Origin of the sequence: Terrabacter terrae (assembly GCF_039529575.1) — a bacterium.
Lineage (GTDB): Bacteria > Actinomycetota > Actinomycetes > Actinomycetales > Dermatophilaceae > Terrabacter > Terrabacter terrae.
Genome location: NZ_BAAANB010000002.1, coordinates 158,366 through 184,665, shown reverse-complemented (window position 1 = coordinate 184,665; position 26,300 = coordinate 158,366). Strand labels below are relative to the sequence as shown.

The following is a 26,300-nucleotide window of genomic DNA, read 5'->3' as shown; positions in this document are numbered from 1 at the left end:
GCTCCTCGTCCGTGAACGGCAGGACACCGGCCATTCGGCTCAGGCCTCCACCGGCGCGGCCGACGCGGGCTGCGCGGCGGTGAGGAAGCGGTCGTAGCCCTCGTCCTCGAGGCGGTCGGCCAGCTCGGGGCCGCCCTGCTCGACGACCTTGCCGTCGACGAAGACGTGGACGAAGTCGGGCTTGATGTAGCGCAGGATGCGCGTGTAGTGCGTGATGAGCAGGACGCCGAGGTCGCTCGAGTCCTTGGCGCGGTTGACGCCCTCGGAGACGATCTTGAGGGCGTCCACGTCCAGGCCGGAGTCGGTCTCGTCGAGGATGGCCACCTTGGGCTTGAGCAGCTCCATCTGGAGGATCTCGTGGCGCTTCTTCTCGCCGCCGGAGAAGCCCTCGTTGACGTTGCGCTCGGCGAACACGGGGTCCATGCGCAGGTTGCCCATGGCCTCCTTGACGTCCTTGACCCACGTGCGCAGCTTGGGCGCCTCGCCGTCGATGGCCGTCTTGGCGGTGCGCAGGAAGTTGCTGACCGTGACGCCGGGCACCTCGACGGGGTACTGCATGGCGAGGAAGAGGCCCGCGCGAGCGCGCTCGTCGACGCTCATCGCGAGGACGTCCTCGCCGTCGAGGGTCACGGTGCCGCCGGTGACGGTGTACTTGGGGTGGCCGGCGATGCTGTAGGCCAGCGTCGACTTGCCGGAGCCGTTGGGGCCCATGATCGCGTGCGTCTCCCCCGACTTCACCGTGAGGTCGACCCCGCGCAGGATCTCCTTGGGGCCGTCCTCGGTCTCGACCGAGACCGTCAGTCCCTTGATCTCGAGCGTGCTCATGGGTCAGTTCTCCTTGTTCGTGATGCTGGGGGTCTGCTGGGTGGGAGTCGCGTATGCCGTCGACGCGAGCTCCTCCTCGATCGCCGCGGTGATCTCGTCGCGCAGGTCGGCGAGCGGGATCTCGCGGATGATGTCGGCGAAGAAGCCGCGCACGACGAGACGCTTGGCCTCGTCCTCGGTGATGCCGCGCGACTGGAGGTAGAACAGCTGCAGGTCGTCGAACCGGCCTGTGGCAGAAGCGTGCCCGGCACCCTCGATCTCACCGGTCTCGATCTCGAGGTTGGGCACGGAGTCGGCGCGCGCGCCGTCGGTGAGCACGAGGTTGCGGTTGAGCTCGTAGGTGTCGGTGCCCTCGGCCTCGGCTCGGATCAGCACGTCGCCGACCCACACGGTGCGAGCCGTCTCGCCCTGGAGCGCGCCCTTGTAGGTGACGCGGCTCTTGCAGTGCGCGGCGTTGTGGTCGATGTACGAGCGGTGCTCGAGGTGCTGGCCGGCGTCGGCGAAGTAGACGCCGAGGAGCGTCGCGTCGCCTCCGGGGCCGGCGTAGCGCACGTTGGCGTTGACGCGGACGACCTCGCCGCCGAGCGTCACGGACAGGTGCCGGTAGCGGGCGTCGCGGCCGACGAGCGCGTCGTGCTGGGCCAGGTGCTGCGCGTCGTCGTCCCAGCGCTGGACGGAGACGACCGTGAGGTCGGACCCGTCGCCGGTGACGGCGGAGACGAGCTGCGAGTAGCGGGCCGTGCCGGTGTGCTCGAGGACGACCGTCGCCTTGGAGAAGCGGCCGGCACGCACGACGAGGTGGCCGTGCACCGGCTCGCCGTCGCGGCCGGAGAGCGAGATGCGGATCGGCTGGTCGAGCTCGGCCTCGGCCGGGATGTCGAGCAGCAGGGCGCCGTCCCTCGCGGCACCGGCGACGACCGCTGCGCGGTCCTGCGGGGGCAGGACGCCGAGCGCGCGGGCCTCGTCCGACCCGATCGTGGACGTCGTGACGCCCTCCGGCAGCTGCGTGCCGAGGTCCAGGCGGCCCGGGGCCCCCTCGGCCAGCAGGTCGCGCAGCTTCTTCACGGGCGTGAAGCGCCAGTCCTCCTCGCGGCCCGTGGGCAACGGGAAGTCGGCGACGTCGAACGACGCCGTGCGCTCGGCCCGTGACTGGTCGGGCACGAAGGCCGCGGCCGAGTCGGTGTGGGCGGTCGAGCCGGGCAGGGTGGTGGTGCTGGTGGCGGCGTCGGGCACCGTGGTCTCGCTCTGCTGGGTCTCGGGGGTGTCGGGCGTGTGGGTGGTCGTGTCAGCCAGGAGGCCCATCAGCCGACGGCTCCTTCCATCTGCAGCTCGATGAGGCGGTTGAGCTCCAGGGCGTACTCCATCGGCAGCTCGCGCGCGATCGGCTCGATGAAGCCGCGCACGATCATCGCCATCGCCTCGTCCTCGGCCATGCCGCGGGACATGAGGTAGAAGAGCTGGTCCTCGGACACCTTGGAGACCGTGGCCTCGTGACCCATCGAGACGTCGTCCTCGCGGATGTCGACGTAGGGGTAGGTGTCGGAGCGGCTGATCGTGTCGACGAGCAGGGCGTCGCAGCGCACCGTCGAGGCCGAGTGCGAGGCGCCCTCGAGCACCTGCACGAGACCGCGGTAGCTCGCGCGGCCGCCGCCACGGGCGACGGACTTGCTGATGATCGAGCTCTTCGTGTTGGGAGCCGCGTGGACCATCTTCGAGCCGGTGTCCTGGTGCTGGCCCTCGCCGGCGAACGCGATCGACAGGGTCTCGCCCTTGGCGTGCTCGCCCATCAGGAAGACAGCCGGGTACTTCATCGTGACCTTGGAGCCGATGTTGCCGTCGACCCACTCCATCGTCGCGCCCTCCTCGCAGGTGGCGCGCTTGGTGACGAGGTTGTAGACGTTGTTGGACCAGTTCTGGATCGTCGTGTAGCGCACGCGGGCGTTCTTCTTGACGATGATCTCCACGACGGCCGAGTGCAGCGAGTCGGACTTGTAGATCGGCGCCGTGCAGCCCTCGACGTAGTGCACGTAGGAGCCCTCGTCGGCGATGATCAGGGTCCGCTCGAACTGGCCCATGTTCTCGGTGTTGATGCGGAAGTACGCCTGGAGCGGGATGTCGACGTGGACGCCCTTGGGCACGTAGATGAACGAGCCGCCGGACCACACGGCCGTGTTGAGCGCGGCGAACTTGTTGTCGCCGGCCGGGATCACGGTGGCGAAGTGCTCGCGGAAGAGGTCCTCGTGCTCCTTCAGCGCCGTGTCGGTGTCGAGGAAGATGACACCCTGCGCCTCGAGATCCTCGCGGATCTGGTGGTAGACCACCTCGGACTCGTACTGCGCGGCGACACCGGCGACGAGGCGCTGCTTCTCGGCCTCGGGGATGCCGAGGCGGTCGTAGGTGTTGCGAATCTCCTCGGGCAGCTCCTCCCAGGAGGTCGCCTGCTTCTCGGTCGACTTCACGAAGTACTTGATGTTCTGGAAGTCGATGCCCGTGAGGTCCGAGCCCCAGGCCGGCATGGGCTTCTTGCCGAAGAGGGACAGGCCCTTGAGGCGCAGCTTCGTCATCCACTCCGGCTCGTTCTTGCGGGCGGAGATGTCGCGCACGACCTCCTCGTTGAGCCCGCGACGCGCGGTGGCTCCGGCCACGTCCGCGTCGGCCCAGCCGTACTCGTAGGTGCCGATGCCCTTGAGGCCGGGGTTCAGCTCTTCGATGTGGGTGGTCATGAGGAACCTTCCTGAACGTGCGTGAGCGTGTCGGTTCGTGTGGTGGTGGTGCGGTTCGTTGCGTCCCGGTGGTCAACACCGGCGGGCGGCGTGGTCTTCCGGGCCCGTAGGCCCATTCCGCCGGTCGGGACGAACGTCGTGCAGACGTGGTGCCCACCGGCGAGGGTGGCGAGGCGCTGGACGTGCACGCCGAGCAGTCGTGAGAACGCGTCGGTCTCGGCCTCGCAGAAGGCCGGGAACTCGGCCGCGACCTGCTGCACCGGGCAGTGGCCCTGGCACAGCTGGACCCCCGTGAGGCCACCGGCACCGACCGGTCGGGCCGTGGCCGCGAAGCCGTCCTCGCTCAGCGCCTCGACGAGCGCCTCGGTGCGAGCGGCGGGCTCGTCGCCGGCTGCGGCGAGGCGGGCGGCATACCGCTCCTCCAGGGCACGCACGCGGGTGCGCGCGAAGTCACCGACGGCGGACGGGCCGCCGTGCGCCTCGAGGTAGCGCAGCACCTCGACGGCGAGCGAGTCGTAGTCGGCCTCGAGGGCACTGTGGCCGGCGCCGGAGACGACGTAGGCGCGGGCCGGGCGTCCGCGGCCCCGGCGCCCACCCGTGGGCTCGTGGGGGACGACCGCGCCCTGCTCGACGAGCGCGTCGAGGTGGCGGCGGACGGCGGCGGGTGTCAGGTCGAGGTGGCGGCCCAGCTCGGCCGCCGTGATGGGGCCGTCGGCGGAGACCATGTGGAGCACTCGCGAGCGCGTGCGCGACTCGAGCGGCGAGACGTGCTGGCCGTCCTCGCCGTCCTTCGCCACCCGCGCCGGGCGCTCATCGAAAAACACCACACCATTGTGACGTAATTGGGCGCGCTACTCCAGTTAGGGGGTCCTTACCCGTCGGTACCGGGACCAACGGCACCGAGCGCACACCACCAGCGCACACCAGGACGCATCGGCTCCCGGCCACCACGGACGACCGCGGGACGCGTCAGGACTCCCCTGCCCCGCGCCGGTGACCGACTCCCGGCCGCTTGCACGACCCGCCGTCTAGGCCGTCGGAGTCGTTCTCGCAGTCCTCCGCATCGTCGGACTCATCGGCCTCGTCGTCGGCCTCCGGGGGCATGATCACCGACGGCATGGGCGTGCGCGGCGGAGCCACCGCGCCCTCGCCGAACCACCGTCGGCGCAGCGGTGCGGTCACCCACCCGAGCGGACAGGTGAGGACGTAGCCGTAGGCCAGGGCCATGCCCGTGGCGCCGGGGAACAGGACCAGGCCCAGCACGACCACCACGGCGAGCGGCGCGGTGATGCGCAGGTGCCGCGGCGACAGCAGGTCGCGGAAGGACCGGAACCGGAAGGACGACGCCATCAGCGCCGCCGGGACCACCCCTGCCGCGACCGGCACGAGCGGTGCCCAGTCGTAGAGCGGGTCCCCGATCGCGAGCACGGTGGAGATCACGACGCCGGCTGCCCCGGGACTGGCGAGACCGACGAAGTAGCGCTTGTCGGCGAGCGGGTCGATGGTGACGTTGAAGCGCGCCAGCCGGTAGGCGGCGCACGCCAGCCAGAACATCGCCCCGGCCCAGGCCCAGACGGGGTAGGCCGGCAGCGCCCACGTGTAGACGAGGACGGCTGGCGCGATGCCGAAGGAGATGAGGTCGGCCAGCGAGTCGAACTGCAGGCCGAACGGCGTGATGGCCCCGACCGCACGAGCCACGGCCCCGTCGCAGATGTCGAGGACGATGGAGATGCCGACGAGCACGGCCGCGGTGCGGAAGTGGCCCTGGAACGAGAGGAGCACGGACGAGAACCCGCACAGCATGTTGCCGAGGGTGAACAGGCTCGGCAGGGTGGCCCGGGCGCGCACGCGCGGGTTGAGCCGCTCGAGCGGGATGACCCGGGCGCCCGTCGCCGAGACGAGCCGCATGCCCCTGCTCATGCGGTCGCGCCTTCGTGGCCGCCCCTCCGACGTCGTGTCACCGGTCACGGGAGCTCCGCCTCGCTGCACGGCAGCGGCATGGCGGCCATGGCGGTGGAGGGCCTTGCGGCGGCTGGGTGGGTCTTCACGGGAGGGGTCTCCGTCGGTCGAGGCGGATGCATGCCGGATGAGTTGGTCGTTGGCCCCGAGCCTAGACTCATGAGCCATGACCGCCGCGGTGACACTGTCCGACCTTCGCCGCTCCTTCGGCCCGGTCGCGGCGCTCGACGGCCTCACGTGGTCGGCCCCCTCGGGGCGCATCACCGCGGTGCTCGGCCCCAACGGCGCGGGCAAGACGACCGCCATCGAGTGCGCAGTCGGGCTCGGGCGCCCCGACAGCGGCACCGTTCGCGTCCTCGGCAGCGACCCGTGGCAGGCCGGCGCCGACCACCGGGCCCGTGTCGGCGTCATGCTGCAGGCGGGAGGCCTCCCCAACGGCACGAAGCCGCTGCGCCTGCTCCACCACCTCGCGCGCCTCTACGCCGAGCCCGTCGACGTCGACGCGGTCGCCCGTCGGCTCGGGGTCACCGACTTCGCCTCGACCACCGTCCGCCGGCTCTCCGGGGGCCAGAAGCAACGGCTCGCCCTCGCCGCGGCGCTGCTCGGCAGGCCCGAGCTGCTCTTCCTCGACGAGCCGGCCGCGGGCCTGGACCCCCACGGACGTCTGGACGTCTGGGACCTCGTCGCCGAGCAGCGCGACGCGGGCACGACCGTCATCGTGACGACCCACTCCTTCGAGGAGGCTGAGCGGCTCGCCGACCACCTCGTGATCATGAACGCCGGACGCACCGTCGCCGAGGGAACCCCCGGGTCGGTGACCGGCGGGCGCTCCCTCGAGGACGTCTACTTCAGCCTGACCCGCAAGGGAGCCGCGTGAGCACCTCCGACACCACCGCGACACCGACGGTCTCGCGTGCCGCCTCTGCCCGGCGGCGAGTCCTGGCCCAGGCCGGTTTCGAGGTCGGCAGCCTGCTGCGCAACGGCGAACAGCTCCTCGTCTCGCTCGTCCTGCCGGTCATGGCCCTGGTGGGGCTGCACGCCACGACGTCGCCGTCCCTCGGCCCGGGGTCGCGCATCGACCTCGCGGTGCCCGGCGTCATCGCCCTGTGCGTCATCTCCTCTGCCTTCACGGCGCAGGCGATCTCCACGGGGTTCGACCGCCGCTACGCGGTGCTGCGCTACCTCGGGGTGACACCGCTGGGTCGCGGCGGCCTCGTGGCCGCCAAGGTCCTGGCCACGCTCGTCGTCGAGGCCGTCCAGATCGCTGTCATCAGCGCCCTGGGCCTGCTCCTCGGCTGGCGCCCGCAGCCGTCCGGCATCCCGTATGCCGTCCTGTTCGTCCTCGCGGGCACGTGGACCTTCGTGGCGCTGGCGCTCCTGCTCGCCGGCACCCTCCGGGCCGAGGCCGTGCTGGCAGTGGCCAACCTCGTGTGGGTGGTCCTGCTGGCGCTCGGTGGGGTCATCGTGCCCCGCACCGAACTGCCGGTGGGACTGTCCCACCTCGCGAGCGTCCTGCCCTCCGCAGGCCTCGCGGACGGCCTGAGGTCGGCCCTCGTCGAGGGTCGGCTGAACCTGCCGGCCCTGGGCGTCGTCCTCGCATGGGGCGTCCTCGCCACCGCCCTCGCGGCGCGTCTGTTCCGTTTCGACGACTGAAGCGGCGAGACTGCAGCCACGGCATCGAAGGCTCAGCGCGGGCCCCGACGCCTTCAGGCGACCCGACGGTTCGGAGGGCATGTGTTCGACTACATCTTCGGACTCCCGATGCACGCGCTCGTGGTCCACGCCGTCGTCGTCCTCGTGCCGCTGTCCGTGCTCACCGCCATGGCCTACGCCGTGCGGCCGGCCTGGCGACGACTCCTGCGCTGGCCCACGGCCGCCGGCGCTGTCATCTCGGGCATCTCCGCCTTCGTGGCCGCCGAGAGCGGTGAGGCCCTGCGGCGCCGCGTGCTGGCGGCGCGCGCCGCCACCACCGACGCGCAGCTGCTGGGCCAGCACGTGGAGTGGGGCGACCGCGCCAAGGTGGCCTGCGCCGTGTTCATGGTCGTCGCGCTGCTGGCGGTGTGGTTCGCCCGGCCCCCGGAGGAGGAGGCGCCTCGAGGCCACACGAGCGACGTGGTCGCGAGCACCGCCGTCGTCGTGGCCGCCCTGGCCTCCCTGGTCACCGTGGTGCTCGCCGGACACGCCGGCTCGGCCGTCGTCTGGCACGGGCTGGCCTGAGCGCGGCAGGCGCGCCCGTCACCCCGCGCGCCTCTCCGAGACCGCCGGGCGCGCTGTCCAGCGATTCGGTCAACGGCAGCGGGCGGCATACCCTTTGCTCGTGTCATCCACGCGTACCGTGACCGAGGCCGCCCCCGGGACGAGCCCCAGTCGCCTCGCCCGCGCAGCGGGCCGGCTGCCCTCAGCACCTCCCCGCTGGGTGCGCCCCCTGCTCCTCGCCAACCTCGTGGCCGAGGTGGGCATCGTCGTCACCGGCGGCATCGTGCGCCTGACCGGCAGCGGCCTCGGCTGCAGCACCTGGCCCGAGTGCCAGCCGGGCTCCTTCACGCCGGTGCGCCACGCGGCGAGCGGCTACCACGAGCTCGTCGAGTTCGGCAACCGGCTGCTCACCTACGTGGTCGTCATCCTGGCCGTCGCCACCTTGTGGGCCGTGCTGACGCACTGGCCCGCGCGCCGCCGCCTGCACCTCGCGGCCATCGGTGTGCTGGCCGGCATCCCCGCCCAGGCCGTCCTCGGGGGCATCTCGGTCCTGACCGGCCTCAACCCGTGGACCGTCATGGGTCACTTCCTGCTCTCGATGGTGCTCGTCGCGTTCTCGACCGTCGTGGTCCGGGGCGCCCGGGACAGCGAGTCGGGCCCGGGCGAGCTCGTCGTGCACCCCCTCGCGCGCACACTGGCGTTCGTCACGAGCGCCCTCGGTGCGGTGGTCCTCGTGCTCGGCACCGTCGTCACCGGTTCCGGCCCGCACTCCGGCGACGCCGAGCGCCCGGCGCGCACCGGGTTCGATCCCCAGGCCGTGTCGTGGTTGCACGCCGACGCGGTCATGCTCTTCTGCGGGCTCGTCGTCGCGACGCTCGTGGCCGTGCGCATCGCCGAGCACACCGAGCAGGCGAGCCGCGCCTGGACCATGGTCCTCGTCGTCACGCTGGCCCAGGGCGTCGTCGGCTACGTCCAGTACTTCACCAGGCTCCCCGAGCTGCTCGTCCTCGTGCACATGCTCGGCGCCAGCCTCCTCGTCGTCGCCCTGACCTTCGGAGTGCTGTCGACCAGACGCCAGCCGGTCTGACCACGCCCGGGGGTTGCCCCGTCCCTACGCTGGGGTCGTGACCGCCCAGCCGACCGTGCGTGACGGAGAGCTCGTCCTGCGGCCGTGGCGGCTGGAGGACAGCGACGCCACCAGGCACCTGCACGACGATGAGATCGCGCGGTGGTTCGACGTCCCTGCGGCGCACCCCTCCGAGCAGGAGCACCGGTCCTGGATCGAGCGCACGGGCACCGAGTGGGCCGAGCGGTCCAGGGCCACGTTCGTCGTCGAGTGGCGCGGTCACGCGGCCGGGACGGTCGACGTGCGGCTCCAGGACCCGGCAGTCGGCGTCCTGTCGTGGGCCGTCTACGCACCGTTCCGCGGCCGGGGACTGGGGTGGCGAGCAGTCCGGCTGCTCGTCGAGTGGTCCTTCGACGCCCTCGCCCTCGACCGCGTCGAGGCGCACGTCAACCCCCGCAACCGGGCCTCCGTGCGCACCGCGTTGCGCGCCGGCCTGCGCCGGGAAGGACTGCTCCGGGGCAACGCGCGGCTCGCCGGGGTCACCCAGGACACGCTCGTCCTCGGGCGGCTGCGCGGTGACGCACACCCCGACTCGCGCGAGGGTTTCACCGCGATGCTCGACTCGACGCTGCCCACCAAGCGTGCGATCGCCCAGGGGGTGCTCCGCTCGACGACCGGCAGGATCCTGCTCTGCGAGCTCGTCTACAAGGGCGAGTGGGACCTGCCCGGCGGGGTCGTGGACCGGCACGAGTCCCCCGCCGCCTGCGTGGTGCGCGAGGTCCGCGAGGAGCTCGACCTGACCGTGGTCGCCGGTCGCCTGCTCGCGGTCAACTGGCTCCCGGCGCTGCTGGGCTGGGCCGACGCCACCGTCTTCGTCTTCGACCTCGGCACCGTGGACGCGGCGGTGGTCGACCGGGCGCGACTGCAGCAACGGGAGATCCGTGCCGTCCACTGGACGGGGCCCCTGGACTGGGCAGGACGGGTCGCCCCCTACAACGAGCGCCTGCTGAGGAGCCTGCACGAGCACACCGGCGGGACGCTCTACCTCGAGGACGGTACGCCGACAGGCTGAGCCGCGCGGATGGCATACGCCCTCGGAAGGGGAGGGAGAGCGCCCGGGCAGGTCAGGAGAAGAAGGGCAGCGGGAGGTGCCACACCGGGTCCACCGCGACACCCACGAAGAGGATCGTGAGGTAGGTGATGGAGAAGTGGAACAGGCGCATCGGCTTGAGGACGTCCTCGGCCGCGCCTGCGCGGGCCCGCCGAAGGAGCCGGTGCGCCTCGGTGAGGAACAGGCCTCCCGAGACGAGCGCCGCGACGGTGTAGACCCACCCGACGTGCTGGACGGGGATGAGCGCGAGCGACGTCAGGACCATGGCCCACGAGTAGGCGACGACCTGCTTGGCCACGACGACGAAGCGCTCGACCACCGGCAGCATCGGCACGTGGGCGGTGGCGTAGTCGTCCTTGTAGCGCATCGACAGCGGCCAGTAGTGCGGCGGCGTCCAGAAGAAGATGACGAGGAAGAGGATGAACGCCGACCAGCTGAGGGAGCCGGTGACCGCCGACCACCCGATGAGCACCGGCATGCACCCGGCGGCGCCGCCCCACACGATGTTCTGCGACGTGCGGCGCTTGAGCAGCAGCGTGTAGCCGAAGACGTAGAAGAGCAGCGCGCCCAGCGCCAGCCAGGCGCTCAGCCAGTTGACGAGCAGCCCGAGCCAGAGCGTCGACCCGACGGCCAGCGCGACCCCGAAGACGAGCGCACCCCGCGGCGTGACCGTGCCGGTCACGAGCGGACGGCGGCTCGTGCGGTGCATGACGGCGTCGATGTCACGGTCGATGTAGCAGTTGAGGGTGTTGGCCGCGCCCGCAGAGAGCGTGCCGCCCAGCACCGTCGCGACGACGAGCCACAGGTTCGGAACCCCTTGGTCCGCAAGGAACATCACGGGGATCGTCGTGATGAGGAGCAGCTCGATGATGCGCGGCTTCATCAGCGACACGTACTGTCCGACGAGGAACTTCAGCCCACTACCGTCCGGACCGTGCAGCGCCGAGAGGTCGGCGCGGGGGTCCACCGTTGTCACGAAGATCCTCACCGCTGGTACGTCGCTCCGACCCGGGGGTACGAGAGCATTGCGTCGCAAGTCTAGACCGTCGAGGAAGACGGCTGGCACCGCACCAGCAGAGCACCGAGACGGCCCTCGGGCGGAGGTGTCCTGCCTCACAAGCCGGGGACTAGGCTCGTGGCCGTACGCGATCAACGCTGCCGAAGGAGACCCGTTCCGTGCCCACTGCTGCGTCCAGCGCCGCCACCACGGCGACCAAGCCCAACCGAGCCCGCACCCCCAAGAATGCGACCACGAAGGGCCTGCTGGCACAGCGCGATCCGGGCCTGCCCCTACCGGTCGCGAAGAAGGCGGGCTGGGGCGACCTCGACGTGCGCGCCGTCGACACCGTCCGGCTCCTCGCCGCCGACGCCGTGCAGAAGGTCGGCAACGGACACCCCGGCACCGCCATGTCCCTGGCACCGCTCGCGTACCTGCTCTACCAGAACGTGATGACGCACGACCCGTCCGACCCCACCTGGCTGGGCCGCGACCGCTTCGTGCTGTCGTGCGGGCACTCGAGCCTCACCCAGTACATTCAGCTCTACCTCAGCGGCTACGGCCTCGGTCTCGACGACCTGAAGGCGCTGCGCACCTGGGGTTCGCAGACCCCCGGCCACCCCGAGGTGCACCACACCCCCGGCGTCGAGATCACCACCGGCCCGCTCGGCTCCGGCCTGGCCTCGGCCGTCGGCATGGCGATGGCCCAGCGTCGCCAGCGCGGTCTCTTCGACCCCGACGCCAAGCCGGGCACCAGCCCGTTCGACCACCACGTCTACGTCATCGCCTCCGACGGCGACATGCAGGAGGGCGTGAGCCACGAGGCGTGCGCACTCGCCGGCCACCAGGAGCTCGGCAACCTCACGGTCGTCTACGACGCCAACCAGATCTCGATCGAGGACGACACCGACATCGCCTTCAGCGAGGACGTCGCCGCCCGCTTCGAGGCGTACGGCTGGCACGTCGTCGAGGTCGACTGGCGCCAGGACGCAGACGGTGCCACCTACGTCGAGGACGTCGACGCGCTGCTCGCCGCGATCCGCTCGGGCGACAGGGTGTCCGACAAGCCGACCCTCGTCGTCCTGCACACCATCATCGCGTGGCCCGCGCCCACGAAGCAGAACACCGGCAAGTCCCACGGCTCGGCCCTCGGCGACGAGGAGGTCGGCGCCACCAAGGAGCTGCTCGGCTTCGACCCGAAGAAGAGCTTCACCGTCGAGCCTGCGGTGCTCAAGCACGCCCGCGACGTGGTCAAGCGCGGCAAGGCCGCCCACCGCGAGTGGGACAAGTCCTTCAAGGCGTGGTGCAAGGCCAACCCCGACCGCGCCGAGCTGCTCGACCGCATCCTCGCGGGCAAGGCTCCGGCCGGGCTGCAGAAGGCCCTGCCGACCTTCCCGGCCGACGAGAAGGGTGTCGCCACCCGCGCGGCCTCCGGCAAGGTGCTGACCGCCCTCGCCGACGTCATGCCCGAGCTCTGGGGCGGCTCCGCCGACCTCGCCGAGTCCAACAACACGACGATGGAGGGTCAGCCCTCCTTCATCCCCAAGGGCAAGCAGACCCGCGAGTGGAAGGGCGGCCCGTACGGCCGCACCCTCCACTTCGGCATCCGCGAGAACGGCATGGGCATGATCCTCAACGGGATCGCGCTCGAGGGCCTGACCCGCCCGTACGGCGGCACGTTCCTCGTCTTCTCCGACTACATGCGCCCGGCGGTGCGCCTCGCCTCCATCCAGCAGGCGCCGGTGACGTACGTGTGGACGCACGACTCCATCGGCCTCGGCGAGGACGGACCCACCCACCAGCCGATCGAGCACCTCGCCGCACTGCGCGCGATCCCCGGGCTCGACGTCGTGCGCCCTGCCGACGCCAACGAGACCGCGGCCGCGTGGGCGCAGATCCTCACCAACACCGACGGCCCCGCGGCTCTCTGCCTGACCCGCCAGCCGGTCCCGACGTGGGACCGCACGAAGCTCGGCAAGGTGAGCGGCGTCGCGAAGGGTGCCTACGTGCTCGTCGAGGAGTCGCGCGCGGGTGACCCGGACGTGATCCTCGTGGCCACCGGGTCGGAGGTCCAGCTCGCCGTCCGAGCCGCCGAGCGGCTGGAGAAGTCGAAGGTCGCCACACGTGTCGTGTCGATGCCGTGCCGGGAATGGTTCGAGAAGCAGAGCCGTTCCTACCAGGACAAGGTCCTCCCCCCGGCGGTCCGCGCCCGGGTCAGCGTCGAGGCAGGCGTCTCGATGGGCTGGCACGACGTGGTCGGCGACGCCGGCCGGTGCGTGAGCATCGAGCACTTCGGCGCCTCCGCAGACCAGGCCACGCTGTTCCGCGAGTTCGGCTTCACGCCCGAGGCCGTCGTCAAGGCGGCGAAGGACTCCATGAAGGCTGCGCGCGGGGGCAGCACCAAGGCGCCGGGGGTCACCGAGACCAGCCCGGCCCGCGCAGCCCAGAGCGCCTCCACCGACGTCATGGGCGGCGACGCGCAGACCGGCAGCGGCAACGCAGCCGGCGCAGCAGCCGCATCCGCACCGAGCAAGGAGTGAGCATGACCAACCCGAACACCCAGGCCCTCAGCGAGGCCGGAGTCTCCATCTGGCTCGACGACCTGTCCCGCGAGCTGATCGAGACCGGCAGGATCTCGGAGCTGATCGAGGAGCGCAACGTCGTCGGAGTCACCTCGAACCCGTCGATCTTCCAGGCGGCGCTGTCCAAGGGCGAGCGCTACAACGACGACCTCGCCGCCCTGACGAAGGCCGGCAAGAGCGTCGACGAGGTCGTGCACGAGCTGACGACCTCCGACGTGCGCAGCGCCTGCGACCTCTTCCTGCCGCTCTACGAGTCGACGAAGGGGGTCGACGGTCGCGTGTCCATCGAGGTGGACCCGCGTCTGGCGCACGACACCGACAAGACCGTCGAGCAGGCCAAGCAGCTGTATGCCGACATCGACCGGCCGAACGTCCTCATCAAGATCCCCGCGACGAAGGCGGGTCTGCCGGCCATCACGGCGACGATCGCCGAGGGCATCAGCGTCAACGTGACCCTGATCTTCTCCCTGGAGCGCTACCGCGCCGTCATGAACGCCTACCTCGAGGGTCTGGAGAAGGCGCACGCGAACGGCAAGGACCTCTCGCAGATCCACTCGGTCGCCTCGTTCTTCGTCTCGCGCGTCGACACCGAGATCGACAAGCGCCTCGATGCCATCGGCACCGACGAGGCCCGTGGCCTCAAGGGCAAGGCCGGTCTGGCCAACGCGCGGCTCGCCTACCAGGCCTTCGAGGAGGTCTTCGCGACCTCGCGCTGGGGTTCCCTGGCCGAGGCCGGCGCCAACGTCCAGCGCCCGCTGTGGGCCTCGACCGGCGTCAAGGACCCCGCCTACCCCGACACGATGTACGTCGACGAGCTCGTCGCCGCCGACGTCGTCAACACGATGCCCGGCAAGACGCTCGAGGCCACTGCCGACCACGGCGACATCCACGGCGACACGGTGACCGGCGGCTACGAGCAGGCGAGCAACCTGCTCGACGAGCTCGAGCGCCTCGGGGTCTCCTACACCGAGGTCGTCGAGCTGCTCGAGACGGAGGGCGTCGACAAGTTCGAGAAGGCGTGGGGCGAGCTGATCGACGGTGTCACCGCAGAGATGGAGAAGGTGACCGCATGAGCTCGCTGTCCGTCAGCGCAACAGGGGCAGCGGCGGACGCGATCGGGAGGCACGTGCCGACCCTCGTCGAGGACTCCGTGGCGAGCCGGCTCTTCGCCCAGGACGCCACCCTCTGGGGACCCGAGGCCGAGTCCGAGTCCCGGATCCGCCTGTCGTGGGTCGGTCTGCCGCGCTCGTCCCGGCCGCTCGTCGGCGAGATCGCCGCTCTGCGCGAGTCCTTCGCCGAGCAGGGCCTGACCCACGTCGTGCTCTGCGGCATGGGCGGCTCCTCGCTCGCGCCGGAGGTCATCTGCGCCACCGCCGGCACGCCGCTGGTCGTGCTCGACTCGTCCGACCCGGACTACGTCCGCCGTGCCCTCGGCGACGACCTCGCGCACACCGTCGTCGTCGTGTCGAGCAAGTCCGGCTCCACCGTCGAGACCGACTCGCAGCGCCGCGCCTACGAGCAGGCGTTCACCGACGCCGGCATCGACCCGGCCGCGCGCATCGTGGTCGTCACCGACCCCGGGAGCCCGCTCGACAAGGAGTCGCGCGAGAAGGGCTACCGCGTCGTCAACGCGGACCCGAACGTCGGGGGGCGCTACTCGGCCCTGACCGCCTTCGGCCTGGTGCCGAGCGGTCTCGCCGGCGTCGACATCGAGGCCCTCCTCGACGACGCCGAGTCCGTTGCCGACCTCCTCGCCGCCGACGACGACGCCAACCCGGGCCTGCGCCTCGGCGCCGCCATCGGTGGCACCGAGCCGCTGCGCGACAAGCTCGTCCTGGTCGACGAGGGGTCGGGAATCGTCGGCTTCGCCGACTGGGCCGAGCAGCTGATCGCCGAGTCGACCGGCAAGAACGGCACCGGCCTGCTGCCCGTCGTCGTCGGCGGTGTCGACGACCCCGAGGTGAGCTGGCCCGCGTCGGACGTGACGGTCGCCCGCCTCGTCGCCGTCGACGCGGAGTCGTCGCAGTCCGAGGCCGACTCGGAGGTACGCGTGGGCGGCGCCCTCGGTGCCCAGCTGCTCCTGTGGGAGGTGGCGACCGCCGTCGCCGGCCGCCTGCTCGGCATCAACCCGTTCGACCAGCCCGACGTCGAGAGCGCCAAGAAGGCCGCCCGAGCCCTGCTCGACCAGGGCACCGGGGCCACGGCCGAGGCTGCCGCGACCGACGGCGCGGTCGAGATCCGCGCACTCGGCGGCTCGGGTGACTGGCTCGGCGACGCGCAGACGGTGCCGGCCGCGCTCGAGGCACTCTTCGCACAGCTCGACCCGGCCCACGGCTACGTCGCCGTGATGGCCTACCTCGACCGGCTCGCCGACGCGGACCTCGCCGAGTGCCGCGTGGCACTGGCCAGGCGCACCGAGCGGCCGACCACGTTCGGGTGGGGCCCACGCTTCCTGCACTCGACCGGCCAGTTCCACAAGGGTGGACCCGCGGTCGGGGTCTACCTGCAGGTGACCACGGCCCCCAAGGAGGACCTCGCCATCCCGGGCCGGGACTTCACGTTCGGTGACTTCATCGCCTCGCAGGCGGGCGGGGACGCGGCGGTGCTCGCCGACCACGGCCGTCCCGTCCTGCAGCTGCACCTGACCGACCACGACGCAGGTCTCGCCCAGCTGCGCGAGGCACTGCTGGCAGGAGGACATGCATGAGTCCGGCCCGCGTCTCCCACGGGCACAACCCGCTGCGCACCGCCGAGGACAAGCGCCTCCCCCGCATCGCGGGGCCGTGCGGCCTGGTGCTCTTCGGCGTCACCGGTGACCTGGCCCGCAAGAAGCTGATGCCGGCGGTCTACGACCTCGCCAACCGCGGGCTGCTCCCGCCGGGCTTCTCGCTCGTCGGCTTCGCACGGCGCGACTGGGCGACCCAGGACTTCGGCCAGGTGGTGCACGACGCCGTCAAGCAGCACGCGCGTACGCCGTTCAGCGAGGACGTCTGGCGCAACCTCTCCGAGGGGTTCCGTTTCGTGCCCGGCACCTTCGACGACCCGGCGGCCTTCGACCTGCTCGCCAGGACGGTCGCCGAGCTCGACCAGGACCGTGGCACCGGTGGCAACCACGCCTTCTACCTGTCGGTCCCCCCGAGCTTCTTCGCGACCGTCTGCGAACAGCTCGAGCGGTGCGGCCTCACCCGGTCCGAGGGCGACAGCTGGCGGAGGGTCATCATCGAGAAGCCGTTCGGCCACGACCTCAAGAGCGCCCAGAAGCTCAACGAGATCGTGGAGGGCGTCTTCCCTCCCGACGCCGTCTTCCGCATCGACCACTACCTCGGCAAGGAGACCGTCCAGAACCTCCTGGCGATCCGCTTCGCCAACCAGCTCTTCGAGCCGGTGTGGAACGCCAACTACGTCGACCACGTGCAGATCACGATGGCCGAGGACATCGGCATCGCGGGACGCGCGGGCTACTACGACGGCATCGGCGCGGCCCGGGACGTCATCCAGAACCACCTGCTCCAGCTGCTCGCCCTGACCGCGATGGAGGAGCCGGTCTCCTTCGACGCCAAGGACCTTCGGGCGGAGAAGGAGAAGGTGCTCTCCGCGGTCCGTCTCCCGGCCAACCTGGACAAGGGCGCCGCCCGCGGCCAGTACGCCGGTGGCTGGCAGGGCGCCGAGGAGGTCGTCGGCTACCTGCAGGAGGACGGCGTCGACCCGAAGTCGACGACCGAGACCTTCGCCGCAGTCACCCTCGACGTCGACACCCGTCGCTGGGCCGGGGTGCCCTTCTACCTGCGGGCGGGCAAGCGGCTCGGCAAGCGAGTCACCGAGATCGCCGTGGTCTTCAAGCGCGCCCCGCACCTTCCGTTCGAGCACACCGCCACGGAGGAGCTGGGGCAGAACGCCATCGTCATCCGCGTCCAGCCCGACGAGGGCGTGACCCTGCGGTTCGGCTCCAAGGTGCCCGGGGCGCAGATGGAGGTCCGTGACGTCACGATGGACTTCGGCTACGGATCCTCGTTCACCGAGGCCTCGCCCGAGGCGTACGAGCGCCTCATCCTCGACGTGCTCCTCGGCGAGCCCCCGCTCTTCCCACGGCACGAGGAGGTCGAGCTGTCCTGGCGGATCCTCGACCCGCTCATGGAGCACTGGGCCAGCAACGGGAAGCCCGAGCAGTATCCCGCCGGCACCTGGGGGCCCCCGTCGGCCCACGAGATGCTGGCGCGGGACGGACGCGTCTGGAGGATGCCGTGATCAGGGACCTGTCGGACACCACCACCACCGGCATCAGCAAGACACTCGTCCGGCTGCGCAACGAGGTGGGCGCCATGGCGCTCGGCCGCGTGCTGACCCTCGTGGTGGTCGTCGAGGACACCGACGCGCAGGAGGCCATCGACGCGGCCAACGAGGCCAGCCGCCAGCACCCGTGCCGCATCATCGTGGTCATCCCGGGCGAGCGGCGGGGCAAGAATCGTCTCGACGCCCAGATCCGGCTCGGCGGTGACGCCGGCGCCTCCGAGATCGTGGTCCTCCGGCTCTACGGGGCACTGGCCAACCACGGCCCGAGCGTCGTCATGCCGCTGCTGCTGGCCGACTCCCCCATCGTCGCCTGGTGGCCGGGCAAGGCCCCCGACGACGTCGCAAAGGACCCGATCGGGGCGATGGCCCAGCGCCGCATCACCGATGCCGCGGAGACCCACAACCCGCGCCTCATGCTCAAGAAGCGTGCGGCGACGTACGCCCCCGGGGACACCGACCTGTCGTGGACACGCCTGACCCACTGGCGCGGCCTGCTCGCAGCGGCCCTCGACCAGCCGCCGTACGAGCCGATCACCGGCGCGGTGGTCAGCGGTGCACCGGACTCGCCGTCCTCCGACCTGCTCGCCGGGTGGCTGAGCCGGCGCCTCAAGGTGCCGGTGCGGCGCGTGTCCACCCCCCGAGGGTCCGGCATCGCGTCCGTGCGCCTCGAACGCGAGAGCGGACCGATCGACCTCGTCCGTCCGGGAGACGTCGTCGCGACGCTCTCGCAGACGGGGCAGCCGGACCGCCGGATCAACCTGCCACGCCGAGAGCTGCCCGAGTGCCTGGCCGACGAGCTGCGACGCCTCGACCCCGACGAGGCCTACGCCGAAGCCCTGTGCAAGGGAGTGGCCGAGCTCCGACCGGTCCGGCTGTCGGCTGCCGACGCCGCGAAGGCAGGCAAGGCGCCCGACATCGCCGCCGCGCGGAGGCTTGCCAGCCGTCTGGGACGCGACGAGTCCGCCCAGGACGCCAACGCGATGATCTCCGCACCGCCGGCACCCGCGCATGCCGAGACGTCCGAGGTCAAGGAGGCGACCGCCCGCAAGCTCGCCGGCAAGCGCACGCCCCGCGAGAAGCAGGCCGCCAAGGACCGCAAGAAGGCGGCCGCGGCAGCGAGTGCACACGACACGGCCGGCGGCGACGCCGGGTCCGAGGGCACGTCCGGCTCGTCCGACAGCTCCGGCACGGCGACGGGTCGGCCAGCGGCGCGAAAGACGGCCAAGCGCTCGGCGGCAGCCACCTCGGCCGCCAAGAAGACGACGAGCCGCAGCACCGCCGGCACGCGAAAGGCCACCGCCAAGAAGACCGCGGCCACGCGTGCATCGTCGGCCCCGACGACGAGCGGGACGTCGGACGAGGCGGCGTCCTCGTGACCGCTGGGCCGCGTGTCGTCGTCCACCCGGACAAGCAGTCCCTCGCCGACGCCGCCGCAGCCCGGCTCGTGACGGCGGTCCTCGACGCGCAGACGCGCAACCCGGAGGCGCAGGTGGCCCTCACGGGCGGTTCCATGGGCTCGGCGATCATCGCCTCCCTGGCGAGGACCCCGGGTCGCTCCGCCGTGGACTGGTCCAGGGTCCGCGTCTGGTGGGGTGACGAGCGCTACCTGCCCGCCGGCGACGCCGACCGCAACGACACCCAGAACGACGAGGCAGGCCTGAGCGTCCTGGGCCTCGACCCGGCGAAGGTGCACCGCGTGGCCGGCCCCGAGGCGTCTGCCAGTGCCGAGGCCAGCGCCGACGCCTACGCCCAGACGATCCGTCAGCACGGGCAGAAGGCGTGGGACGTCGTGCTCTTCGGGGTGGGCCCCGACGGCCACGTGGCCTCGCTCTTCCCGCACCACCCGGCGCAGCGCCAGACCGACGCGATCGCGGTCGCGGTCCACGACTCCCCCAAGCCGCCGCCGGACCGGGTGAGCCTCACCTTCGAGTGCTTCGAGCGCAGCCACGAGGTGTGGTTCCTCGTCGCCGGCGGTGACAAGGCCGAGGCCGTGGCCGCCGCGCTCGCTCCCGGTGCGGACCGCTGGGACGTGCCGGCCGCCGGCCCCCGTGGCACGGACGCGACGCTGTGGCTCGTCGACACCGACGCGGCATCGGCGCTGGACCGAGCGGCGCTGGACTGAGCGCGCTGGGCTGCCCGGTGCGTAACGGCATACGGCACAACGGCATACAGCACGACGAAGGGCCCGGGACGATGTCCCGGGCCCTTCGTCATCGGGGTCCCTGCATGGGGACTCCTCAGCTCACTGGATGAGCCCGCGCTGGCGCAGCGTGCTCAGTGCCTCGTCGAGGATGGCCTCGCCGTCAGCGTCGCTGCGACGCTCCTTCACGTAGGCCAGGTGCGTCTTGTAGGGCTCGACCTTCGGCGGGGCCGGGGGGTTGGCCTTGTCCTGGCCCGCGGGGAAGCCGCAGCGCGGGCAGTCCCACGTCTCGGGCAGCACCATGCCGGGCTCCTCGGCGAAGCTCGGGCGCGTCTCGTGCCCGTTGGAGCACCAGTAGGAGATGTGGACGCGAGGGGCGGTGTCGCCGCGCTCGGCCTCTCCCATCGGGCCGGCGCCGACCCGACTTCCACGAATGGCGTTACCGCCTGCCATCTGCTCGTCCTCTCAGCTCGCGAAACGGGCCAGCAGGCCCAGACCGATGATGGATGCCGCCCAGACCAGCGCCACGCCCACCGTGAAGCGGTCGAGGTTGCGCTCGGCGACGGACGAGCCACCGAGGGAGGTCGACATGCCACCACCGAACATGTCGGACAGGCCGCCACCCTTGCCCTTGTGCAGCAGGATGAACAGCGTCAGGACCAAGCTGGACAGCACCAGCAGGACCTGCAGCACGATGCGAACCGCATCCACGTGGTCACTCCAAATCGTCGGGATCTCGGGGGTCGTCGGGCCGGTCGGCCACTCCCCCTCGTGTTCCGGGGCTCGGGCAAGGATACCTGCCCGAGTGCCGATCGGCCGAACGCCGGGGTCCGCGTCCGGTCCGCGGCGATCGGCCGACGGTCGTGAGTCAGGACGTCGCGAGGTGGTCGCGGTAGCGGCAGATCGACGCGAACCCGGTCGGGTCGATCGAGGCGCCGCCGACGAGCGCGCCGTCGACATCCTCCTGCGCCATGATCGCGGCCACGTTGCCCGCCTTGACGCTGCCGCCGTAGAGGAGGCGTATGCCGTCCGCGACGTCGCCGCTGTAGAGCTCGGCGAGCAGGGTGCGGATGGCCGCGCACACCTCCTGGGCGTCGTCGGGGGTGGCGACCTCGCCGGTGCCGATGGCCCAGATGGGCTCGTAGGCGATGACGACCGAGGCGGCCTGCTCCTTGGTGACCCCGTCGAGGTCGGCGCGCAGCTGCTCGAGGACGTGCTCGACCTGGCGACCCTCCTTGCGGACGTCGAGCGCCTCGCCGCAGCACAGGATCGGCGTGAGGCCGTGGGCGTAGGCCGCCTTGACCTTGGCGTTGACCACGGAATCGGTCTCGCCGTGGCCCTCGCGCCGCTCGCTGTGCCCGACCGTCACGTAGGTGCAGCCGAGCTTGGCGAGGAACGCGCCGGAGATGTCACCGGTGTAGGCCCCGGAGGTGTGGGGCGACAGGTCCTGCGCGCCGTAGCGCAGGTCGAGCTTGTCGCCCTCGACGAGGGTCTGGACCGAGCGCAGGTCGGTGAACGGCGGCAGCACCGCCACCTCGACCGCGGTGTAGTCGTGCTTGGCGTCGCGCAGCGTCCAGTCGAGCTTCTGCACGAGGTGCGTCGCCTGGAGGTGGTCGAGGTTCATCTTCCAGTTGCCCGCCATGAGGGGCACACGCCCGACCGGCTTGGTGCTCTTCGCCATCAGGCGTCGCCCTCCTCGAGCACGGTCAGGCCCGGCAGCTCCTTGCCTTCGAGGTACTCGAGGCTCGCGCCGCCACCGGTCGAGATGTGGCCGAAGTCGTCGTCCGCGAAGCCGAGCTGGCGCACCGCCGCGGCGGAGTCGCCGCCCCCGACGACGGTGAGCGCGCCGCGCCCGGTGATGTCGACGAGCGCCTCTGCCAGTGCCTTGGTGCCGGCGGCGTAGGGCGCCATCTCGAACGCGCCCATGGGTCCGTTCCAGAAGACGGTGCGGCAGTCGGCGAGCTTCTCGGCGAAGAGCCGGCTCGACTCGGGGCCGATGTCGAGGCCCATGCGGTCGGCCGGGATGGCGTCGACCGCCACGACCTCGTGGGCGGCGGCGGCGCTGAAGGCGTCGGCGGCCACGACGTCGACCGGCAGCACGATCTCGACGCCCTCCTTCTCGGCACGCGCGAGGTAAGCCTTGACGGTGTCGATCTGGTCGGCCTCGAGCAGGCTCTTGCCCACCTCGTGGCCCTGGGCCGCGAGGAAGGTGAAGACCATGCCGCCGCCGATGAGGAGGCGGTCGGCGGTGCCGAGCAGGTTGCCGATGACGCCGAGCTTGTCGGACACCTTCGCGCCCCCGAGGACGACGGCATACGGCCGCTCGGGGTCCTTCGTGAGGCGGCGCAGCACGTCGACCTCGGTGGAGACGAGGTCGCCCGTGGCGTGCGGCAACAGGCGGGCGACGTCGTAGACGGAGGCCTGCTCGCGGTGCACGACGCCGAAGCCATCCGAGACGAACACGTCTGCGAGAGAAGCGAGCTCACGCGCGAAGTCGGCGCGCTCCTCGTCCGTCCTGGCCGTCTCGCCGGCGTTGAAGCGCAGGTTCTCGAGGAGCAGCACCTGCCCGTCCTCGAGCACGGCGGCCTTGGCCCTGGCGTCGTCGCCGACGGTGTCCTCGGCGAAGACGACATCGGTGCCGAGCACCTCGCCGAGGCGCTTCGCGACCGGGGCGAGGGAGTACCTGGCCTCGGGAGCGCCCTTCGGACGGCCGAGGTGGGCGCACACGAGGACGCGGGCGCCGCCGTCGGCGAGGGCCTTGATCGTGGGGGCGGAGGCGCGGATGCGGCCGTCGTCGGTGATCGTGGAGCCGTCGAGCGGCACGTTGAGGTCGGACCGGACGAGGACGCGCTTGCCGCGCAGGTCCCCGAGGTCGCTGATGGTCTTCACGCGGGATGCCTCTTGATCAGTTGGCGGTGCCGGTGGGCACCGGGGGCACGGATGACATGGCTGCGGCCACCGCCCCGGCCGCTCCCCGCATGACGGCGGGAGCGCCGGGCGCGGTGGCCGGGTGGCTCAGAGCGACTGGCCGACGAGCTTCACGAGGTCGACGAGGCGGTTGGAGTAGCCCCACTCGTTGTCGTACCAGCCGACGACCTTGACCTGGTTGCCGATGACCTTGGTCAGGCCCGCGTCGAAGATGCACGAGGCCGGGTCGGTCTCGATGTCCTTGGAGACGATCGCGTCCTCGGTGTAGACGAGGTAGCCCTTGAGCGGGCCCTCGGCGGCGGCCTTGACGGCGGCGTTCACCTCCTCGACCGTGGTCTCACGGCCGGCCTCGAAGGTGAGGTCGGTGGCCGAGCCGGTGGGCACCGGGACGCGGAGGGCGTAGCCGTCGAGCTTGCCCTTCAGCTCCGGAAGGACGAGCGAGACGGCCTTCGCGGCGCCCGTCGTGGTCGGGACGATGTTGAGCGCGGCGGCGCGGGCGCGACGCAGGTCCTTGTGCGGGGCGTCCTGCAGGTTCTGGTCCTGCGTGTAGGCGTGGATCGTCGTCATGAGGCCCTTGACGATGCCGAACTCGTCGTTCAGCGCCTTGGCCATCGGGGCCAGGCAGTTCGTCGTGCACGAGGCGTTGGAGATGACGGTGTGCTTGGCGGAGTCGTACAGGTCGTCGTTGACGCCCATGACGATGGTGATGTCCTCGTTCTTGGCCGGGGCCGAGATGATGACCTTCTTGGCGCCACCGTCGATGTGTGCCTTGGCCTTGGTGGCGTCGGTGAAGAAGCCGGTGGACTCGACGATGACGTCGGCGCCGACGCCGGCCCAGTCGATGGCGGCCGGGTCGCGCTCCTCGAAGACGCGGATGGCCTTGCCGTCGACGATGATCGAGGTCTCGTCGTAGGTGACCTCGCCGGGGAAGCGCCCGAGGATCGAGTCGTACTTGAGCAGGTGGGCGAGGGTCTTGTTGTCCATGAGGTCGTTGGTGGCCACGACCTCGATGTCGGCTCCGGACGCCGCGATGGCGCGGAAGAAGTTGCGGCCGATGCGGCCAAAGCCGTTGATACCAACGCGAACGGTCACTGCTGTGCACCTCTTCGGTGAGACTGTGTCGGACGGACTGCCAGACCAACGGCCGCCCCGTTGCGACCTCGATCACACGCCAGCCTAGTGCGTGTCCCCGCCCCGCCATGCGGCAGTCTCAGGGCCGGGTGAGCGCCTGCTCACCGCGGAGGCGGCGCCCGCCCCCACCCGGGCCGACTCAGCCTTCGAGCATGTCGGGCGTGAGGTTGGCGTCGGTGCCCGGGACCCCGAGCTCCTCGGCGCGCTTGTCGGCCATGGCGAGCAGGCGCCGGATGCGACCGGCCACGGCGTCCTTGGTCATCGGCGGCTTGGCCAGCTGCCCCAGCTCCTCGAGGCTCGCCTGCTTGTGCTCGACGCGCAGCACCCCGGCCTCACGCAGGTGCTCGGGGATGTCCTCGCCGAGCAGGTCCATGGCGCGCTCGACGCGGGCCCCCGCGGCCACGGCGGCGCGTGCGGACCGACGGAGGTTGGCGTCGTCGAAGTTGGCCAGACGGTTGGCCGTCGCGCGCACCTCCCGGCGCATCCGGCGCTCCTCCCACGCCAGCACCGCGTCGTGCGCGCCCAGCCGGGTCAGCATGGCCCCGATCGCGTCGCCGTCGCGGATGACCACGCGGTCGATGCCCCTGACCTCGCGGGCCTTGGCCTGGATGCCCAGCCGGCGGGCAGCGCCCACCAGGGCCAGTGCCGCCTCGGGACCAGGGCAGGTCACCTCCAGGGCAGAGGAGCGGCCGGGCTCGGTGAGCGAGCCGTGGGCGAGGAAGGCCCCGCGCCACGCAGCCTCGGAGTCGCACGTGGCGGCGCTGACCACCTTGGGCGGCAGGCCGCGTACGGGACGGCCACGTGTGTCGATGAGGCCGGTCTGGCGGGCCAGCGTGGCACCGTCCTCGACCACGCGCACGACGTAGCGGGAGCCCCGGCGCAGACCACCCGCGGCGAGGACCAGCACGTCGCTCCGGTGGCCGTAGACCTCCGCGATGTTGCGGCGCAGCCGCCGTGCCGCATTGGCGGTGTCGAGCTCTGCCTCGACGACGATCTGGCCGCCGATGATGTGCAGGCCGCCGGCGAAGCGCAGCATGGTCGAGACCTCCGCCTTGCGACAGCAGGGTTTGGTCACGTCCAGGCGTGAGAGCTCGTCCTTCACCTTCGCTGTCATGGCCATGGCCGACATCCTGCCATCCTGATCAAGCACCCTCGGCCCGGAGGGCCCTCGGCATCCCGGTCACCGCGTGCCCGCCGCCCCGCGACGACGTATGCCGTGTCGCCGAGCCGGCCGGACGGCATACGTCCTCGGCTCGCCGTGTCGACCGGGGGGTCGGCGGTGCACCCGACCGGAACGAACGCCCACAGAGCCTCGTGGAGGCCGTTCGGGCGGTTGGTTCCGGCCGGTCGACCCGGTGGCGCCTGGGTGCGTCGGTCGCCTCAGGCGATGACGTCGCGCAGGGCGGCGGCCAGCCGCAGGGGGTCGTGGACACCTGCCGCACCTCGTGCCGCCACCGGCGCGACGACCAGCTCTGCGCCGAGCTCGGCGGCGGCGGCGCGGAGCGAGGCTCCGTCGGGAACCACGCTCGGGTCGGCCAGGACGACGTCGAGCCGGAGGTCCGGCGCGTTCGCGGCGAGCGACGCGAGGTGGTCCTCGGCGCGGAAGTCGCGGGTCTCGCCCTTGTGCACCTCGAGGTTGAGGTTGAGCAGCCGCTTGGCGCGGGTCGCGACGAGCGCGTCGGCGAGGTCGGGGACGAGCAGGTGCGGCATCACCGAGGTGAACCACGACCCGGGACCGAGCATCACCCAGTCGGCGTCGCGCACGGCCGTGAGCGCCTCGTGGCACGGCTCAGGGCAGGTCGGCACGATGCCGATCGAGGAGACGACACCCGCCGAGGAGGCGACGCGGTGCTGGCCCCGCACCTCGACGATCTCGTCGGGACGGTCCGGGTCGTGCCCGTGGATCTCGGCGATGATCTCGAGCGGCTCACCGGCCATCGGCAGGACCCGCCCACGGGCGCCCAGCAGGCGCCCGACGAGGTCGAGGCCCTTGACGGTGTCACCCAGCAGGTCCCAGATCGAGACGATCATGAGGTTGCCCAGGGCATGGCCCTTCAGCTCGCCGTCGCTGTCGAACCGGTGCTGGAGCACGTCGCGCCAGGTGTGGCCCCAGTCGCTGTCGTCGCACAGGGCCGAGAGCGCCATCCGGAGGTCGCCCGGCGGCAGGACGTCGAACTCCTCGCGCAGCCGCCCGCTCGACCCACCGTCGTCGGCGACCGTCACGACGGCCGTGAGGTCCTCGGTCAGCAGGCGCAGGGCGGTGAGACTGGCCGCGAGGCCGTGGCCGCCGCCGAGCGCGACGACGCGTCGGTGGTGTGATGAGACGAGGGGTAGGCGAGAGGTCGTCACGGG

The 26,300-nt window shown here is 71.6% G+C and carries 24 protein-coding genes; 11 read left to right on the top strand and 13 right to left on the bottom strand.

Annotated elements, in window-relative coordinates:
• Positions 1-39: 39 nt before the first annotated feature.
• From sufC to ABD194_RS05185, 5 genes are all read right to left on the bottom strand, one after another.
• Positions 40-825, bottom strand: coding sequence for a Fe-S cluster assembly ATPase SufC (sufC, locus tag ABD194_RS05205; RefSeq protein WP_343988692.1), 786 nt, complete (start codon positions 823-825; stop codon positions 40-42).
• Positions 826-828: 3 nt separating this feature from the next.
• Positions 829-2,127 (bottom strand): Fe-S cluster assembly protein SufD, encoded by a 1,299-nt coding sequence (gene sufD, locus ABD194_RS05200; RefSeq protein WP_425579952.1) that lies wholly within the window; start codon positions 2,125-2,127, stop codon positions 829-831.
• The gene (sufB, locus tag ABD194_RS05195) at positions 2,127-3,548 is read right to left on the bottom strand and encodes a Fe-S cluster assembly protein SufB (RefSeq protein ID WP_343988689.1); all 1,422 of its coding nucleotides are present in this window, start codon (positions 3,546-3,548) and stop codon (positions 2,127-2,129) included. The genes sufD and sufB overlap by 1 nt, the downstream gene beginning before the upstream one ends.
• Positions 3,545-4,372, bottom strand: a complete 828-nt coding sequence (locus tag ABD194_RS05190) for a helix-turn-helix transcriptional regulator (protein ID WP_343988686.1) — start codon at positions 4,370-4,372, stop codon at positions 3,545-3,547. The genes sufB and ABD194_RS05190 overlap by 4 nt, the downstream gene beginning before the upstream one ends.
• A gap of 145 nt (positions 4,373-4,517) precedes the next feature.
• Complete coding sequence (locus tag ABD194_RS05185) at positions 4,518-5,468, bottom strand: CDP-alcohol phosphatidyltransferase family protein (RefSeq protein WP_343988683.1); 951 nt, start codon at positions 5,466-5,468, stop codon at positions 4,518-4,520.
• Positions 5,469-5,673: 205 nt separating this feature from the next.
• Between ABD194_RS05185 and ABD194_RS05180 the strand changes: the two genes are divergently transcribed.
• From ABD194_RS05180 to ABD194_RS05160, 5 genes are all read left to right on the top strand, one after another.
• Positions 5,674-6,384, top strand: coding sequence for an ABC transporter ATP-binding protein (locus ABD194_RS05180; RefSeq protein ID WP_343988680.1), 711 nt, complete (start codon positions 5,674-5,676; stop codon positions 6,382-6,384).
• Positions 6,381-7,160, top strand: a complete 780-nt coding sequence (locus ABD194_RS05175; RefSeq protein ID WP_343988677.1) for an ABC transporter permease — start codon at positions 6,381-6,383, stop codon at positions 7,158-7,160. The genes ABD194_RS05180 and ABD194_RS05175 overlap by 4 nt, the downstream gene beginning before the upstream one ends.
• 81 nt (positions 7,161-7,241) lie before the next feature.
• Complete coding sequence (locus ABD194_RS05170) at positions 7,242-7,724, top strand: DUF2231 domain-containing protein (RefSeq protein WP_343988674.1); 483 nt, start codon at positions 7,242-7,244, stop codon at positions 7,722-7,724.
• Positions 7,725-7,824: 100 nt separating this feature from the next.
• The gene (locus ABD194_RS05165; RefSeq protein ID WP_343988671.1) at positions 7,825-8,790 is read left to right on the top strand and encodes a COX15/CtaA family protein; all 966 of its coding nucleotides are present in this window, start codon (positions 7,825-7,827) and stop codon (positions 8,788-8,790) included.
• Positions 8,791-8,827: 37 nt separating this feature from the next.
• Positions 8,828-9,841 carry an NUDIX hydrolase gene (locus ABD194_RS05160; RefSeq protein WP_343988668.1) on the top strand — a complete coding sequence of 338 codons (1,014 nt, stop codon included), beginning with the start codon at positions 8,828-8,830 and terminating at the stop codon, positions 9,839-9,841.
• Positions 9,842-9,893: 52 nt separating this feature from the next.
• Here ABD194_RS05160 and ABD194_RS05155 read toward each other — a convergent pair whose 3' ends face one another.
• Positions 9,894-10,868 carry a heme o synthase gene (locus tag ABD194_RS05155; protein WP_425579951.1) on the bottom strand — a complete coding sequence of 325 codons (975 nt, stop codon included), beginning with the start codon at positions 10,866-10,868 and terminating at the stop codon, positions 9,894-9,896.
• A gap of 188 nt (positions 10,869-11,056) precedes the next feature.
• Between ABD194_RS05155 and tkt the strand changes: the two genes are divergently transcribed.
• Genes tkt through pgl form a run of 6 tightly spaced genes read left to right on the top strand, consistent with a single transcriptional unit; the run spans position 11,057 to position 19,871 of the window.
• The gene (gene tkt, locus ABD194_RS05150) at positions 11,057-13,417 is read left to right on the top strand and encodes a transketolase (RefSeq protein ID WP_343988662.1); all 2,361 of its coding nucleotides are present in this window, start codon (positions 11,057-11,059) and stop codon (positions 13,415-13,417) included.
• 2 nt (positions 13,418-13,419) lie between these two features.
• Complete coding sequence (gene tal, locus ABD194_RS05145) at positions 13,420-14,532, top strand: transaldolase (protein ID WP_343988659.1); 1,113 nt, start codon at positions 13,420-13,422, stop codon at positions 14,530-14,532.
• Positions 14,529-16,166 (top strand): glucose-6-phosphate isomerase, encoded by a 1,638-nt coding sequence (locus tag ABD194_RS05140; RefSeq protein WP_343988656.1) that lies wholly within the window; start codon positions 14,529-14,531, stop codon positions 16,164-16,166. Before tal ends, ABD194_RS05140 begins: the two co-directional genes overlap by 4 nt.
• Complete coding sequence (gene zwf, locus ABD194_RS05135) at positions 16,163-17,704, top strand: glucose-6-phosphate dehydrogenase (protein WP_343988653.1); 1,542 nt, start codon at positions 16,163-16,165, stop codon at positions 17,702-17,704. The genes ABD194_RS05140 and zwf overlap by 4 nt, the downstream gene beginning before the upstream one ends.
• On the top strand, positions 17,701-19,125 hold the full coding sequence (gene opcA / locus ABD194_RS05130; protein WP_343988650.1) for a glucose-6-phosphate dehydrogenase assembly protein OpcA: 1,425 nt from the start codon (positions 17,701-17,703) through the stop codon (positions 19,123-19,125). The genes zwf and opcA overlap by 4 nt, the downstream gene beginning before the upstream one ends.
• A complete protein-coding gene (gene pgl / locus ABD194_RS05125; protein ID WP_343988647.1) occupies positions 19,122-19,871 on the top strand; it encodes a 6-phosphogluconolactonase in 750 nt (249 codons plus the stop codon). The genes opcA and pgl overlap by 4 nt, the downstream gene beginning before the upstream one ends.
• A 120-nt stretch (positions 19,872-19,991) precedes the next feature.
• On the opposite strand, the gene ABD194_RS05120 is transcribed toward pgl, so the two are convergent.
• From ABD194_RS05120 to ABD194_RS05090, 7 genes are all read right to left on the bottom strand, one after another.
• Positions 19,992-20,342, bottom strand: a complete 351-nt coding sequence (locus ABD194_RS05120) for an RNA polymerase-binding protein RbpA (RefSeq protein ID WP_142185231.1) — start codon at positions 20,340-20,342, stop codon at positions 19,992-19,994.
• A 12-nt stretch (positions 20,343-20,354) separates the two neighbouring features.
• Positions 20,355-20,600, bottom strand: coding sequence for a preprotein translocase subunit SecG (gene secG, locus ABD194_RS05115; RefSeq protein ID WP_343988640.1), 246 nt, complete (start codon positions 20,598-20,600; stop codon positions 20,355-20,357).
• A gap of 157 nt (positions 20,601-20,757) precedes the next feature.
• The gene (gene tpiA, locus ABD194_RS05110; RefSeq protein WP_343988637.1) at positions 20,758-21,570 is read right to left on the bottom strand and encodes a triose-phosphate isomerase; all 813 of its coding nucleotides are present in this window, start codon (positions 21,568-21,570) and stop codon (positions 20,758-20,760) included.
• Positions 21,570-22,778: a phosphoglycerate kinase gene (locus ABD194_RS05105; protein WP_343988634.1), complete on the bottom strand. Its 1,209-nt coding sequence runs from the start codon at positions 22,776-22,778 to the stop codon at positions 21,570-21,572. Before ABD194_RS05105 ends, tpiA begins: the two co-directional genes overlap by 1 nt.
• Before the next feature lie 126 nt (positions 22,779-22,904).
• On the bottom strand, positions 22,905-23,909 hold the full coding sequence (gene gap / locus ABD194_RS05100; protein WP_343988631.1) for a type I glyceraldehyde-3-phosphate dehydrogenase: 1,005 nt from the start codon (positions 23,907-23,909) through the stop codon (positions 22,905-22,907).
• A gap of 178 nt (positions 23,910-24,087) precedes the next feature.
• Positions 24,088-25,068: a DNA-binding protein WhiA gene (gene whiA, locus ABD194_RS05095; RefSeq protein ID WP_343988628.1), complete on the bottom strand. Its 981-nt coding sequence runs from the start codon at positions 25,066-25,068 to the stop codon at positions 24,088-24,090.
• Positions 25,069-25,328: 260 nt separating this feature from the next.
• Positions 25,329-26,297, bottom strand: a complete 969-nt coding sequence (locus ABD194_RS05090) for a gluconeogenesis factor YvcK family protein (protein WP_343988625.1) — start codon at positions 26,295-26,297, stop codon at positions 25,329-25,331.
• Positions 26,298-26,300 lie beyond the last annotated feature (3 nt).